Consider the following 14,013-nt stretch of genomic DNA (forward strand, 5'->3'; position numbering starts at 1 on the left):
GCACCCCCGCCGCGGCGGTGCCGTGGACGGGGGTGACAGGGAGCGGGCGCGGGCTCGCGCCCCGGGGGGGGGGCTCAGCCGGAACGGCGCAGCAGGGTGATCCGCGAGCGGGTCATCAGGGCCGCGAGCGCGGCGGCGATCACCGGCAGCAGCAGCACGGTGGCGGCGATGGTGGGCCACGGGAAGACCAGGGCCGCCTTGTTGGCGAGCTCCTCGGGGCTCATCCCCGGGTAGCTGTTCGCCGCGGCCTCGACCTTGCGCAGCGCCACGCCGGGCACCACGCCGCAGACCACGCCGAGCAGGGTGCCCATGGCGGCGATCACCCCGCACTGGAAGCCGGAGAGCGAGCGCCGGATGCGCGGCTCGGCGCCGACGGCGGCGAGGGTGGTCAGGTCGCGCTGGGAGTCGGCGGCGGCCAGTCCGGTGGCGATGCCGGCCGCGCCGAGGGCGACGACGGCCGCGAAGATGTTCAGCCCGAACTGGATCAGTCCGGCCGGGGACTCGTAGCCGCGTTCGATCTTGAGCACGTTGTGGTCGTTGACCTTGGCCAGCGCGCCGTCGGCCTTCTGCTGGGCGCCGTCCGTGGGCATGGCGGCGGGCAGCCAGACCGAACCGGCCGGCCGGGTGCTGAGGCCGAGCCGGGTGACGATGTCCTGGCCGACCACGATCTGGGCCGGGGCGGCCGGGGAGGAGGGGGCGAGGACGGCGTCCAGGGCGACCTCGGTGTGGGTGGGCCTGCTCGCGCGGCTCCCGTCGTTCGTGGTGGGGTTCGGACCGGTGATCCGGACGATCGTCTTGCCGTCCTTGACGAAGCGGGCGTCGAAGACGACGGCCTTGCCGCCCGCGAGGGCCTGGCCGGCGGCCGGGTCGGTGATTCCGTAGAGGTTGCGCAGCAGGGTGGCGTCGCCGACCGTGACCGGGCCGTACGGGTTGCCCCAGTGCTGGTCGGACCGGCAGCGCTTGTCGTTGCCGAGGATCCGCTCGCGCTCGGCGTCGGCGAGGGTCTCCTCCGAGTCCATGAGCGGGCAGCGGTCCTCCTTGGGCAACTCGACGCTGACGTAGCCGCAGTAGCTGCCGGCGCCGCAGTCGGCCTTGGGTTCGACGCGCTGGACGTCGGCGCGCGGGCCGAGGTCGGGGATGCTGCGTTCGACGGCCTCGCGCATCTGCGGCAGCAGCTTTTCGTCGGACAGCCAGCCGCTGCCGAGGATGACCGCTCCGGACGGGCCGGAGGCGACGTACTCGCGCCGGTACTGCTCCTCGAAGCTGGCCATGTAGACGCTGACGGCGACGGAGCCGGCGACGGCGGCCATCACGGCGGCGACGGCGGGCGCGGTGCGGCCGCGGTGGCGTACGGAGTCGCGCAGGGCGAGCCGGGGGCCGAGCGTGAGCCAGCGGCCGAGCCGGCCGAACAGGCCGACGAGGTAGGGCACGAGGGCGACCATGCCGAGTTCGGCGATGGCCGAGCCGCCGAGGACGGCGAAGCTGCGGTTGCCGATGCCGCCGGTGGCGCCGAACAGGGCGAGGGCGGCGCCGCCGGCGAGCATCAGCAGGCCGAAGACGGCGAGCTTGGGGCTCGGCGGCTTGAGGGTGTCGCGGCCGGTGAGCGCGGCGACGACGTCCTGCCGGGAGGCCTGAACGGCGGGCACGACGGCGGCCAGCAGGCCGGTGACGAGTCCGACGAGGAGGATGCCGAGCAGGTCGAGCGGCGGCAGGGCGAAGTGGGCGAAGCGCCGGCCGGAGCGCTCCTCGGCGGTGGTCTGCAGCAGGGCGACCAGGCCGATGCCGAGGCCGAGGCCGATCACGGCGCCGGTGATGCCGAGGACGATGCCGCCGCCGAGCACGACCGCGCGGACGTTGGCGCGTTCACCGCCGGCGGCGGCGAGCAGTCCGAGCTGGCGCCGGGAGCGCCGGGCGCCGACGGCGAAGGCGGGGCCCGCGAGGAGGACGATCTCCAGCAGGGCCATGCCGGCGACGGTGGCGAGGATGACGACGTCGGTCCGGTTGAAGTAGCTGGTGCCGCCGTACTGCTTCTGCTGGACGTAGTACGGGACGTCGTCGCGGGCCGGCGGGTCGATCAGGACGGCGCGTGAGGTGACCTGGAAGCCGTACTCGTTGAGTTCCTTGACCTTCTGCCAGTCGACGGTGGCGCCGGCCGGGAGTTTGACCAGCCAGCGGGTGGGGTCTGCGTTGCCGGGGTTGTCGGGGTCCTCGGGGAGCTTGTGGAGCACGGTGCCGGGGCGGGCGGTGACTTCGGTGGCCCGCAGTTCGCCGGGGTACTCGTAGACGCCGGTGATGGTGAAGGGGCTGGACTCCACGCCGCGGACGGCGGTCCTGTCCCCGATCTTGAGTCCGGAGCGCTTGAGGAAGTCCTGGGTGACGGCGACCTCGGTGTCGGCGGTGGGGGCCCGGCCGCCGAGCAGGTCGATGCGGCCCTGCCAGACCGGGTCGGTCAGGTCGGCCTCGCTGACCCGGGTGCTGAGCAGGCCCTCGGTGCTGCTCGCCGCGGTGAACGGGCCGCTGAGCTCGGGCACCAGGGTGGCGCCCGGGATCAACTGGCGGGCCAGTTCGGCGGGTTCGGTGTCGAGGGCGCGCTGCTGCGCGGGGGTGTACGTGGGGGCCGCGCCGCCCTTGGCGTCGTCCTTGGGGTCCTTGATCGTGGAGCCCTTTTCGGGGTCGGGGGCCTGCTGGATGGAGGAGCCGCGTTCGACCATGTGCACTTCGGCGGCGGCCTGGCCCATGACCCGCACGGCGTGTTCGACGGGTGTGGGTTCGGCGCTGCGGAAGACCACGTCGGCGCCGGTGACGCCGAGGACGGGCAGGGCGACCATGGCGATGACGAGGGCGCTGCGGCCCTTGGCGCGCAGGGCGTCGCGGCGGGCTATGCGCAGGGCCACCCGCCAGGCGCTGAGCTTCACTCGTCCACCTTCAGGCTGTTGCCGGCGGCGCTGACGAGCAGGCTGGCGGCGTCCTGGCTGGTGGACTCGTCGACCATCCGGCCGTCGCGCAGGAAGACGACGCGGTCGGCCCAGGCGGCGTGCCGGGCCTCGTGGGTGACCATCATCGCGGCGGCGCCGGCGTCGCAGCGGGCACGCAGGACGGCGAGGACGGCTTCGCCGGTGGTGGAGTCGAGGGCGCCGGTGGGTTCGTCGGCGAGGACGAGGCGGCGGTCGCCGATCAGGGCGCGGGCGATGGCGACGCGCTGCTGCTGGCCGCCGGACATGTCGTCGGGGAAGCGGTCGGCGAGTTCGGGGATGCCGAGCTCCTCCAGGGCGGCGAGGGCCTCGCGGCGGGCGGCGCGGGCGGACAGCCCGTCGAGTTCGCGCGGCAGCGAGATGTTCTCGGCGGCGGTGAGCGCCGGAATCAGGTTGTAGTCCTGGAAGACGTAGCCGACGGAGCGGCGGCGGACCTGGGCGAGCTTCTTGCGGTTCAGTTCGCCCAGAACGACGCCCTCGACGAGGACCCGGCCGTTGCTGGGGGTGTCCAGGCCGCCGGCCAGGGTGAGCAGGGTCGACTTGCCGGAGCCGGAGGGGCCCATGACGGCGACGAACTCGCCGGGGTGGACCTTGAGGTCGACGCCGCGCAGGGCCTGGACCTCGGCGGCGCCCTGGCCGTGGACGCGGGTGACGTTCTCCAGGTGGAGCACCGGCGTCTGCCGGGCCTCTTGGGTGTGGGACACGAATTCCCCCCTTGTGCTGGGTGTGCGCTCGGAGTCGGGTCCGAGCCTGGTGGTTCGGGTACCGCGGGGATCAGGTGCGCAGGCGGCGGCCGCGCCTGGCGGGCGCGGCACCGTCGGCGGCCGCCTCGGCGGTGCGGGTCTGCAGGAGTTCGGCCTGCTGGGCGAGCCGGGTCTCGCAGTGGTCGAGCCAGCGGATCTCCGCTTCGGTCTGGAAGATGAGCTGGTCGAGGACGAGCAGCCAGGCCAGGTCGTTGCTGGCGGAGGGCACCGCGCCGGGGCGCGTCTCGCCCGCGAGGGCGCGGCCCTTGAGCCGGGTGTAGTCCTGGAGCGCCTTGATGCTGTGCCGGCGCTGGCCCTGGACGACGGCGGAGACGTCCACCCCGGGGACGGTCACCGCCATGGCGAGCTTGATCGCCAGTTCGTCGCGCGGCGGGTTGGTCCTGGGCACCGGGGTGTCGAACCAGGTGCGCAGTTCCTCCCGGCCGGCGTCGGTGGCGGCGTAGAACTGGTGGCCCTCGTCGTCCTCCCCCGCGGGCTCGACCAGTCCGTCGCGTTCCAGCCGCGACAGCGTGGTGTAGACCTGTCCGACGTTGAGCGGCCAGGTGGCGCCGGTGCGCGCCTCGAACTCGGTGCGCAGCTGGTAGCCGTAGCGCGGGCCCTGGTCGAGCAGGGCGAGCAGACCGTGACGAATGGACATACCGAGTATGTATACCCGGTATGCCCTGGCGCCTCAAGCCGGGCCCGCCCGCCCCGGGGAGCGGGTACCGTCGTGCGGTGTGAGCCAGTTGCGCATCGCCACCTTCAATCTCCTGCACGGCCAGCCGCTCGCCCCGGACGGCGGCCCGCGGCCCTACCCGTCCGACGCCGGCGGGCCGTTGGCCGAGGCGGTGGCCGCGCTGGACGCCGACGTGCTGGCCCTCCAGGAGGTGGACCGGCACCAGGCGCGCTCCGGCGGCACCGACCAGGCGGCGGTGGCGGCCGCGGCGATGGGCGCCAAGGACTGGCGCTTCGCCGCCGCGCTGCACGGCCGCCCGGCGCCGGTGGCGGGCTGGGTCAGGGAGCCGTCCGAGCCGGGCGCCCTGCGGGTGTACGGGCCGGACGAGACGGGCGACGGCGCCCCGCCCTCCTACGGGACGGCGCTGCTGACGAGGCTTCCGGTGCGGCACTGGCGGGCCCGACGGTTCGCCCCGGCGCCGTTCGGGCTGCCGCTGCGGGTGGCCGGGCGGCGCGGCCTGACCCCGGTGCCGGACGAGCCCCGGGCGGCGCTGGCGGCCGTCCTGGAGGGCGAGCGCGGGCCGTTCACCGTGGTGGCGGCGCACCTGTCGTTCGTCCCCGGCTGGAACATGGCGCAACTAGCCGGCATCCGGCGCTGGATCGCCGACCTGCCCCAGCCGTACCTGGTGCTGGGCGACTTCAACCTGGTCGGCGCGGTGCCGCGCACGGTGCTCGGCGGGGCGACGGCGCTGGAGCGCACCGCGCCGCGGGCCCGGGTGCGGGAGCTGCGGGCGGCCCGGCGGGCCCGGCCCTCGCCGGCCGAGCCGCGCCGGCGCCGGGTGCGTGAGCCGCGGCCGCGCCTGCAGGGCTGGTACGACCTGGCGCGTACGCCGACCTACCCCTCGCACCGGCCGGCGGTGCAGTTCGACCACGTGCTGGCGATCGGGGTGCCGCGCGCGGCGGTCGGCCCGGTGGCGGCGCCGCGGGCGGCGGTGTCGGACCACCGCCCGCTGCTGGTCGAGGTGTCGCTGTAGGACGGGACCGGCGCCCTACTGGGGCGTCAGGATTCCGCCCTGCTGGGGGAGTTGGACGGCAGTGGCGGCGGCCCTGGGCACCTCCGGCCCGAACGCGGGCGGGGGGTCGAACTGGAGCAGCAGCATGGCCGCGTCGTCGCCGAGCTGGCGCCCGACGTGGCGCACCACGTCCTCGTGCAGGCGCCGCAGGACGTCGGCCGGGCGGCCGTCGGCGCAGCGCGGGAAGCGTTCGGCGAGCGGGTAGAAGACGCCCGCGCGGTCGCGGGCCTCGATCACCCCGTCGGTGAACAGCAGCACCCGGTCGTCGCCCTGGAGCGGCAGCCGGTGCACCGGCGGGCGGACGTCGGCCGGGTCGAGGACGCCCAGGGGCGGTACGGTCTCGGCGAGTTCGAGCGCGCTGACCTCGCCGCCGCGCAGCAGCAGCGGGGCGGGGTGGCCGCAGTTGACGATCTCCGCGGCACCGTCGGGCCCGACGCCGATCAGCACCAGGGTGACGAACTCCTCCTCCACGCCCGGGTGGTCGTTCTCGTGAAGGGCGCGGTCGAGGCTGACGGCCAGCCAGCCGGCCACCCGGTCCAGGGCGGCCTCCTGGTGGGCGGCCTCGCGGAAGGCGCCGAGAACGGCGGCGGCCGTCTCCACCGCGCCGAGGCCCTTGCCGCGGACGTCACCGACCACGGCCCGCACCCCGTGCCGGGTGTTGACCACCTCGTAGAGGTCGCCGCCGATCCGGGCGTGTGCGGCGGCGGCCTCGTAGTGGACGGCGGCCCGGACGGTGCCGACCCGCTCGGGGACGGGCCGCAGCAGCACCCTGCGGGCGATCGAGGCGACCAGCTGGGCGTCGGCGAGCGCCTGCTCCTGGCGCAGCCTCAGGGTGGCGCTGACCCAGCCGATCGCGGCGACGAGCAGGATCGCGAAGACGCTGGCGGCGTGCACGGACTCGCCGAGCGTGTCGCTGCGGAAGGCCATCAGGAAGGCCGCCGCCTCGGTGCCCAGACCGATGGCGAGCGGGTACCAGGTTCGGCGGCTGACCACGGCGGCCAGCGCGGGCACGGCGGTGAGGGCCGGTTCGACCGTCACCTCGGTGCCGCTGAGGTAGTCGAGGGCGACGATCAGCACCATGCCGATGAACGGCAGCGACAGCGCCGTCCTCGGCCAGGTGCCGGTCGCGCCCGGAGCGGGCCCCGGTGTCGGCCCGGTGAACCGCTCTCTGATCCATCCGGTCGCGCTCAACTTCGGTCTCTCCAGCAGAAGACGCCGATGCCCGGGGGCACCTGCGGTGATGACTGAGGGTCAGGGAATGCGGGCCTCGCTGGCGGCCGGAGCACGGGGGTTGACCGGTTACCGACCCCACAATAGGCGCGAAACGTGCACGACGCACAGGTTTCGGGCACTGGCGTGATGACTTGGATGCTCTGCGTGACTCAATAGTCACTGTTCCCGATCAGGAGCCGTTCCAACTCTTTTCGGCCGGGAAGTCCTGTCGGACGGACGATCCGGCCGCTGCGGACGTACAGGAACGAAGCCGTGACCTGCTCGGGATCGACGCCCGCGTGCTCGGCCCAGGCCAGCCGGTAGACCGCGAGCTGCAACGGGTCGGCGGTCTCCTCCCGGTGGGTCTTCCAGTCCACCACTTCGTAGCGTGACGCACCACCGGATTCCGACAACCCGTCATCTTCCCGGTAGACGGCGTCGATCCGGCCCCGCACCACCCGGCCCGCCAGCACCAGCTGGAACGGCGCCTCCACCCGGTGGGGCTTGCGCTGCGCGTACGGGGTGCGCAGGAACGCCTCCTTGAGCCGCTCCAGGTCCTGCTCGTCCTCGATGCCGTCATCGTCGGCGCCGGGCAGCGCGCCGGGCTCGACCAGCAGCAGCGGCTCGATGCGGGACTGCACCCAGGCGTGGAAGCGGGTGCCGCGCCGGGCCGCCGGCTGCGGCGGGCGCGGCATCGGGCGGGCCAGCTCGTGGGCGAAGCCGTCCGGGTCGGCGGCCAGGCGCAGCAGCTGGGTGGCGGACAGCGCGGCGGGCAGCGGCACGTCCCGGGCGGTGCGCCGGGAGCGCTCCAACTCGCCCAGCAGCGCGGTCAGGTCGCGGTCCCAGGAGGCGACCTGGCGCTGGTCCTCGGGGGCCATCTCCTCCGGCCCGCCCTGCGCCTGGCCCGAGGGCCCGGAGGCGGACGGGCGGGTCACCGCCCCGGCCACGCGCGAGCGCACCACCTCGGCGACGCGGCGGCGGGCGTGCTGGGCGGCCGGGTCCAGCGGCAGCGGCCAGGGGTGTTCGACGGGGGCGGCGAGTGCCGGGTTCTCGGCGCCCTTCTCCGGCTGCTCGGCCCAGTGCTCGACCTCGCCGGCGCCGGGCCGCTCGCAGTGCTCGCGCAGCTGCTCCAGGAAGGCGGACGGGCCGCGGACGGTCTTCTGGCTCGGCCCCCACCAGTGCCCGGAGGCCAGCAGCAGCGACCGGGGCCGGGTGAACGCCACGTAGCCCAGGCGCAGTTCCTCGACGGCGGAGTGCTCGGCGAGCTCCTTGCGGAACGCCGTCATCGACTTCCCGTTCCAGCCGCCGCGCACGTCGGGCAGGGTTTCGGCGTCGCCGCGCAGGGCGTGCGGAAGCACCCGCTTGGTGCTCGTCCAGCGTTCGCGCGGGCTCGATGACGGGAATGCGCCCCGTACCAGGCCGGGGACGGCGACCACGTCCCACTCCAGGCCCTTGGACTTGTGGGCGGTGAGCACCTTCACGGTGTCCTCGCCGCCGGGCAGGCTGCTGTCCAGGCCGCGCTCGTACTCCTGGGCGGCGCGCAGGAAGCCGAGGAAGGCGGCGAGGCCCGGGTCGCCGTCGAGGTCGGCGAAGGAGGCGGCGACGTCCAGGAAGGCGTGCAGGGTCTCCCGCCGCCGGGCGGCCAGGGCCTGCGGGGAGGCGGCGAGTTCGACCTCCAGGCCGGTGACGGACAGCACCCGGTGCAGCACGTCCATCAGCGGGTCGGCGAGCGAGCGGCGCAGGTCGCGCAGCTCGGCGGCGAGCCGGGCGAAGCGCACCCGCGCCTCGGCGGAGAACGGCAGCTCGTCGGTCTTCCCCTGCTCACCGGACGGGGCTTCGAGGAAGGTCTCCACCGCGTCGGCCAGCGAGACCACCTCGGTCGGGTCGGCCTCGGCGACGGCGGCGGCCAGCGCCTCGACGCCCTCGGGCCGGTCGGTGCGCACCAGGTCGGCGGCCCGGCGGCCGAGCAGGGCGAGGTCGCGCGGGCCGATCCGCCAGCGCGGGCCGATCAGCAGGCGCACCAGCGCGGCATTGGCGGTCGGGTCCTGCAGCACCTCGCAGACCGCGACCAGGTCGGCCACCTCGGGCAGCTGCAGCAGCCCGCCGAGGCCGACCACCTCGACCGGCACCTCCCGGGCGACCAGCGCGGCGTGGATGTCGGGGAAGGCCGCGCCGCCGCGGCACAGCACGGCGATCCGGCCGGGCGCGGTGCCGGTGCGCACCAGGTGGGCGACCGAGTCGGCCAGCCAGTCGATCTCCTCGGCGTGGGTGGGCAGCAGCGCCGCGCGCACGAAGCCGTCCTGCTCGGCGCCGGGGGCGGGGCGCAGCGCCTCGACGCCCTCGTGCATCTCCCGCAGCGGGGCGGCGAGTTCGTTGGCGAAGGCGAGCAGCCGGCCGCCGCTGCGGCGGTTCTCGCTGAGCGCGTAGCGGTCGGCGGGGCGGCCGTCGGCCTTCGGGAAGTGCCGGGGGAACTCGTCGAGGTTGGCCACCGAGGCGCCGCGCCAGCCGTAGATCGCCTGGCAGGGGTCGCCGACGGCGGTCACCGGGTGGCCGCTGCCGCCGCCCGTGGGGGAGGTGGCGGGGCCGGCGCCGAACAGGCCGGCGAGCATCAGCCGCTGGGCGACGGAGGTGTCCTGGTACTCGTCCAGCAGCACCACCTTGAACTGGCCGCGCAGCAGCTCGCCGACCTCGGGGCGCTGCTGGGCGAGGCGGGCGGCGGCGGCGATCTGGTCGCCGAAGTCCATCAGCCCGGCGGAGAGCTTGCGGCGCCGGTAGTCCTCGACCAGGCTCAGCAGCTCCAGCCGGGCCCGGGCGGTGGCCGGGACGGCCCGCAGGTCGTCGTTGGTCAGTTTGACGGTGGCGAGGGTGTCCAGCAGACCCTCGTCGTACTCGCGCAGGGTCTGCGGTTCGACCAGGTGCTCGGCGAGTTCGCCGTCCAGTGCGGTGAGGTCGGCGACCAGGTTGGCGAAGGTGCCGGTGAGCGCGGGGAAGGGGCCGCGGGCGGTGCGCAGCACCTTGGCGGCGAGCTGGAAGCGGGTGGCGTCGGCGAGCAGCCGGACGTCCGGTTCGACGCCGATCCGCAGGCCGTGCTCCTTGAGCAGGCGGCCGGCGAAGGCGTGGTAGGTGGAGATCTCCGGGTCTCCGAGCGGCTCGGCGGCGTCCCGGTCGGCGACGCCGGCGCGCAGCAGCGAGGCGCGGACCCGTTCGGAGAGTTCGGCGGCGGCCTTGTTGGTGAAGGTGAGGCCGAGCACCTCCTCGGGCCGTACGGCGCCGGAGCCGACCAGCCAGACCACCCGGGCGGCCATCACCGTGGTCTTGCCGGAGCCGGCGCCGGCCACGATCACGGCCGGTTCGAGGGGGGCCGCGATGGCCGCCATCTGCTCCCGGTTGAACGGGATCCCCAGCAGCTCCTTGAGCTGGTCGGGATGGCTGAGCACGGCGGTCACCCCGCAACCGTAACCGGAGCGACGGACAAGCTTCGCCTCGCCGGTGCCCGGGTGCGCTGTCCGACCGGCGGTGTCGACGGTGCCCGGCCGGCTACTCGACCAGCTGGGTGCCGTCGCGCTGGGCGGAGCAGCTGCGGCGGAAGGCGCAGCGGTCGCAGCCGCCGCCGGTCTGCGGGACGAAGCGCTCGGCGAGGACCTTCCCGGCGGCCTCGGCGAGCAGGTTCTCGATCCAGGGCTCGCCCTGGGGCGGCTCCTGGCGCTGCACCTTGGGGGTGTCCCGGGCGGCCTTGGCGGCGGGCTCGCGCAGGTGGACGAGTTCGGCGCCGCCGGTGTCGGGCGGGTGCGCGGTGAAGCCGGGCAGCTCGTTCAGGGCGCCGGCCCGGACGGCGAGCTGGTAGACGGCGAGCTGCTTGTGCTCGGGCAGCGACTTGTCGGCGGGTATCTGCTTGCCGGTCTTGAAGTCGACGACGTAGGCGCGTCCGGCCGCGTCCTTCTCGACCCGGTCCATCGAGCCGCGGATGCGCACCGCGACCCCGCCGACGTCGAGGGTGACGTCGAAGCCGTGCTCGGTGGCGACGAGGTCGCGGCCGCGTTCCAGGACGTGCCAGTTGAGGAAGCGCTCCAGGGCGGCGCGGGCCTCGGTCTTCTCCTGTTGGGACTTCCAGGGCGCGTCGAAGGCCAGGGCGTCCCAGACGGTGTCCAGCCGTTCCATGAGCACGGCGAGGTCGGCGGGGGTGCGGCCGGAGCCGACCTCGTCGGCGAGGGCGTGCACCACGTTGCCGAAGCCCTGGGCGGCCGAGCCCGCGCCGCGTGCCTTGACCTCCTTGTCCAGGAACCACTGCAGGGAGCAGCTCTCCAGCTGTTCCAGTCCGCTGCCGGACAGCCGGACGGGCGCGTCGGCGCTGCGCAGCGGTTCGGGCGCGGAGGTCGGGTCGTCCAGGCCCCACCAGCGTTCGGGGTGGGCGGCGGGCACCAGCGGCAGCCCGTCCTCGTCGGTGGCGGCGGCGAGGGTGGCGAGCCGTTCGGCGGCGGCGCGGCGCAGTTCGGGCGAGCGGGCGGGGTCGACGGTGACGGCGCGCAGTTCGGCGACGAGGGCGGCGACGGACAGCGGGCGGCGGGGGCGGTGGGTGACGTCCTCGACGGTGACCGGCGGGGTGCGGCGCACCACCCTGCCGGTCCTGGGGTCGATGTCCTCGCGGTAGAGCTCGCGCAGGAAGCGGGAGGGCTCGTCGCCGTCGTCGGCGGGGGCCTTGACGGCGGTGACGATCAGCCGTTCCCTGGCGCGGGTCGCGGCGACGTAGAAGAGGCGGCGCTCCTCGCCGAGCAGGGCGCCGGGGGAGAGCGGTTCGGCGAGGCCGTCGCGGCCGATCCGGTCGGCCTCCAGCAGGGAGCCGCGGCGGCGCAGGTCGGGCCAGAGGCCGTCCTGGACGCCGGCGACGACGACCAGGCGCCACTCCAGGCCCTTGGAGCGGTGGGCGGTCATCAGCCGTACGGCCTCGGGACGCACGGCACGGACGGTGAGGGTGTCGGCGGCGATGTCCTGGGCTTCGAGTTCGGCGAGCAGGTCCAGGGCGCTGCGGTGGCCGGTGACCTGTTCCTCGGCGCGGGCGGCGGTCTCGAACAGGGCGCACAGCGCGTCCAGGTCGCGGTCGGCGTTGCGGCCGGCCGCGCCGCCGCGCAGGGCGGCGCGTTCCAGGCGCTCGCGCCAGCGGCGGCTGCCGTCCCACAGTTCCCACAGGGCCTCCTCGGCGGTGCAGCCGCCGGCCAGCTGTTCGCGGACCTTGCGCAGCAGGGTGCCGAGGTCGCGGGCGCGGCGGGCGTGCGCGGGGTCGAGGGCGACGAGGCGCTCGGGTTCGGCGAGGGCCTCGCGGATCAGCTCGGCGGCCGGGCGCGGGGCGGCGGCGGGGCCGGGGCGGGCCTTGGCGTCGGCGCGCAGCGCGGCGCGTTCCTCCTCGCGCAGGGCGCGGCCGAGGCGGCGCAGGTCGGAGCCGTCGAGGCCGCCGAGCGGGCCGGTGAGCAGTGCGTGTGCCAGTTCGGTGGTGAGCGGGTCGGGGGCGTCGGGGTCGCCCTGCTTGTCCCGGGCGGCCTGCTCGGCGCAGACCCGCAGGGCGAGCAGCAGCTGGGCGACGGCGGGTTCCTCGCGCAGCGGCAGGTCGTCGCCGTCGATCTCCAGCGGGACGCCGGCCGCGCCGAGTGCCCGCCGTACGCCGGGGATGGAGCGGGCGCCGGCCCGGACGAGCACGGCCATCTCGCCCCAGGGGACGCCGTCCTCCAGGTGGGCGCGGCGCAGCAGGTCGGCGATCGAGTCGAGTTCGGCGCCGGGGGTCGGGTAGGTGTAGACCTCGACCCGGCCGCCCTCGCGGGAGGGCAGCAGGGCGCGGTGCTGGGCGAGCTTGTCGGCGGGCAGCCGGCCCATCGGCATCCGGCGGGCGATTTCCCGGGAGGCGGCGAGCAGGACGGCGCCGGAGCGGCGGGAGACCCTGAGCACCTTGACCTCGGCGGGGCTGCCGTCGGCCTGCCGGAAGGTCTGCGGGAAGTCGAGGATGCCGTTGATGTCGGCGCCGCGGAAGGCGTAGATCGACTGGTCCGGGTCGCCGACGGCGACGAGGTCGCGTCCGCCGCCGGCCAGCCTGCGCAGCAGCCGGACCTGGGAGGGGTCGGTGTCCTGGTACTCGTCGACGAAGACGACGTCGTAGCGCTGCCGCAGTTCCTCGCCGACGTCGGGGCGTTCGGCGAGGAGGACGGCGCGGTGGACGAGTTCGGCGTAGTCGAGGACGCCGCGCAGGTCGAGGACGTCGAGGTAGTCGGCCAGGAAGTGCGCGGCGGCGGCCCAGTCGGGGCGCTGGACGCCCTGGGCGAAGCGTTCCAGTTCGGCTTCGCCGAGGCCGAGTTCGCGGCTGCGGGCGAGGACGGCGCGGACCTCGTCGGCGAAGCCGCGGGTGGTGAGGCAGGCCCGCAGGTCCAGCGGCCACCGGATGCGGGAGTTGCCGAGCCTGGCGTCCTCGGCGCCGCCGGCCAGCAGTTCGCGGACCATGACGTCCTGCTCGGGGCCGGAGAGCAGCCGCAGCGGCTCGGCGTAGTCCCGCGGGTCCTGGTGGGCGCGCAGCAGGGCGTAGCAGAAGGAGTGGAAGGTGGTGGCCTGCGGGGCGGCGGCCGAGCCGCCGAGGCGGCCGGACATCCGGTCGCGCAGTTCCGTGGCGGCCTTGCGGCTGAAGGTGAGGACGAGGATCCGCTCGGGGTCGGTGCCGTTCTCGATCCGCCGCGCGACGGCTTCGACGAGTGTGGTGGTCTTGCCGGTGCCCGGCCCGGCCAGGACGAGCAGCGGCCCGCCGGCGTGCTCGACCACGGCGCGCTGGTAGGCGTCCAGCACGGGTGGGTCGGGCTGGACGAGCGGGCTGCGCACGAGCCGGTAGGGGGAGCTCACGTACTTGGTCCTGGGGTCGGGCGGTGGGGCACGGCGGGGGCGGGCCCGCGGTGGGTCCGCCCGCATCGAGCCTACGATCCTGCCCCGTCAATCCGATCCGTGCGGCGGTTTCAGCGACTTTCCCGGCCGTCCCAGCGGGCCCGTTCGAGGTCGACCCGGGGCGGGTCGGCGAGTTCGCGCAGTGGGGTGCCCTCGTCGCCGTAGTGGGCGAGGGCGCGTTGCTCGTGGCCGGGCAGCAGGCGGCCGTCCGCGCGGATGACCCGCCACCAGGGCACGGAGCCGCCGTACAGGGCCATCACCCGGCCGACCTGTCGGGGGCCGCCCTGGCCGAGGTATTCGGCGACGTCGCCGTAGGTCATCACCCTGCCGGGTGGAATCCGCTCGGTCAGGTCGAGCACCAGTTCGACGAAGGGTGGCAGGGCATCCGGAAGGCCTTCGTGTGTTGCGTCCGTCACCTGCGGCATCCTT

At 75.1% G+C, this 14,013-nt stretch carries 8 protein-coding genes; 1 reads left to right on the forward strand and 7 read right to left on the reverse strand.

From position 1 onward, the window contains the following. Window positions 1-74 precede the first annotated feature (74 nt). The 3 genes from ACWDBB_RS15440 to ACWDBB_RS15450 all read right to left on the reverse strand — a co-directional run bounded on the left by ACWDBB_RS15440 (window position 75) and on the right by ACWDBB_RS15450 (window position 4,373). Window positions 75-2,915, reverse strand: coding sequence for an ABC transporter permease (locus ACWDBB_RS15440; RefSeq protein ID WP_449790043.1), 2,841 nt, complete (start codon window positions 2,913-2,915; stop codon window positions 75-77). After that, a complete protein-coding gene (locus tag ACWDBB_RS15445; protein WP_449790044.1) occupies window positions 2,912-3,676 on the reverse strand; it encodes an ABC transporter ATP-binding protein in 765 nt (254 codons plus the stop codon). The genes ACWDBB_RS15440 and ACWDBB_RS15445 overlap by 4 nt, the downstream gene beginning before the upstream one ends. 70 nt (window positions 3,677-3,746) lie before the next feature. Beyond that, on the reverse strand, window positions 3,747-4,373 hold the full coding sequence (locus ACWDBB_RS15450; RefSeq protein WP_449790045.1) for a PadR family transcriptional regulator: 627 nt from the start codon (window positions 4,371-4,373) through the stop codon (window positions 3,747-3,749). Window positions 4,374-4,452: 79 nt separating this feature from the next. On the opposite strand from ACWDBB_RS15450, the gene ACWDBB_RS15455 reads away from it, so the two are divergent. Continuing rightward, window positions 4,453-5,424, forward strand: coding sequence for an endonuclease/exonuclease/phosphatase family protein (locus ACWDBB_RS15455; protein WP_449790046.1), 972 nt, complete (start codon window positions 4,453-4,455; stop codon window positions 5,422-5,424). Between the two features lie 15 nt (window positions 5,425-5,439). Here ACWDBB_RS15455 and ACWDBB_RS15460 read toward each other — a convergent pair whose 3' ends face one another. From ACWDBB_RS15460 to ACWDBB_RS15475, 4 genes are all read right to left on the reverse strand, one after another. After that, on the reverse strand, window positions 5,440-6,654 hold the full coding sequence (locus ACWDBB_RS15460; RefSeq protein WP_449790047.1) for a PP2C family protein-serine/threonine phosphatase: 1,215 nt from the start codon (window positions 6,652-6,654) through the stop codon (window positions 5,440-5,442). 191 nt (window positions 6,655-6,845) lie between these two features. Then, window positions 6,846-10,121, reverse strand: a complete 3,276-nt coding sequence (locus ACWDBB_RS15465) for a UvrD-helicase domain-containing protein (RefSeq protein ID WP_449790048.1) — start codon at window positions 10,119-10,121, stop codon at window positions 6,846-6,848. 91 nt (window positions 10,122-10,212) lie between these two features. Next, window positions 10,213-13,611: an ATP-dependent helicase gene (locus ACWDBB_RS15470; RefSeq protein ID WP_449790049.1), complete on the reverse strand. Its 3,399-nt coding sequence runs from the start codon at window positions 13,609-13,611 to the stop codon at window positions 10,213-10,215. 44 nt (window positions 13,612-13,655) lie between these two features. Beyond that, window positions 13,656-14,009 (reverse strand): MGMT family protein, encoded by a 354-nt coding sequence (locus tag ACWDBB_RS15475; RefSeq protein WP_449790050.1) that lies wholly within the window; start codon window positions 14,007-14,009, stop codon window positions 13,656-13,658. Window positions 14,010-14,013: the final 4 nt, after the last annotated feature.

The organism is Kitasatospora sp. NPDC001095, from assembly GCF_053598615.1.

Excerpts from the sequence above, each read along its gene's own strand:
- ACWDBB_RS15450 (WP_449790045.1), bottom strand. The coding sequence starts at position 4,373 with ATGTCCATTCGTCACGGTCTGCTCGCCCTGCTCGACCAGGGCCCGCGC.
- ACWDBB_RS15470 (WP_449790049.1), bottom strand. The coding sequence starts at position 13,611 with ATGCGGGCGGACCCACCGCGGGCCCGCCCCCGCCGTGCCCCACCGCCC.
- ACWDBB_RS15475 (WP_449790050.1), bottom strand. The coding sequence starts at position 14,009 with ATGCCGCAGGTGACGGACGCAACACACGAAGGCCTTCCGGATGCCCTG.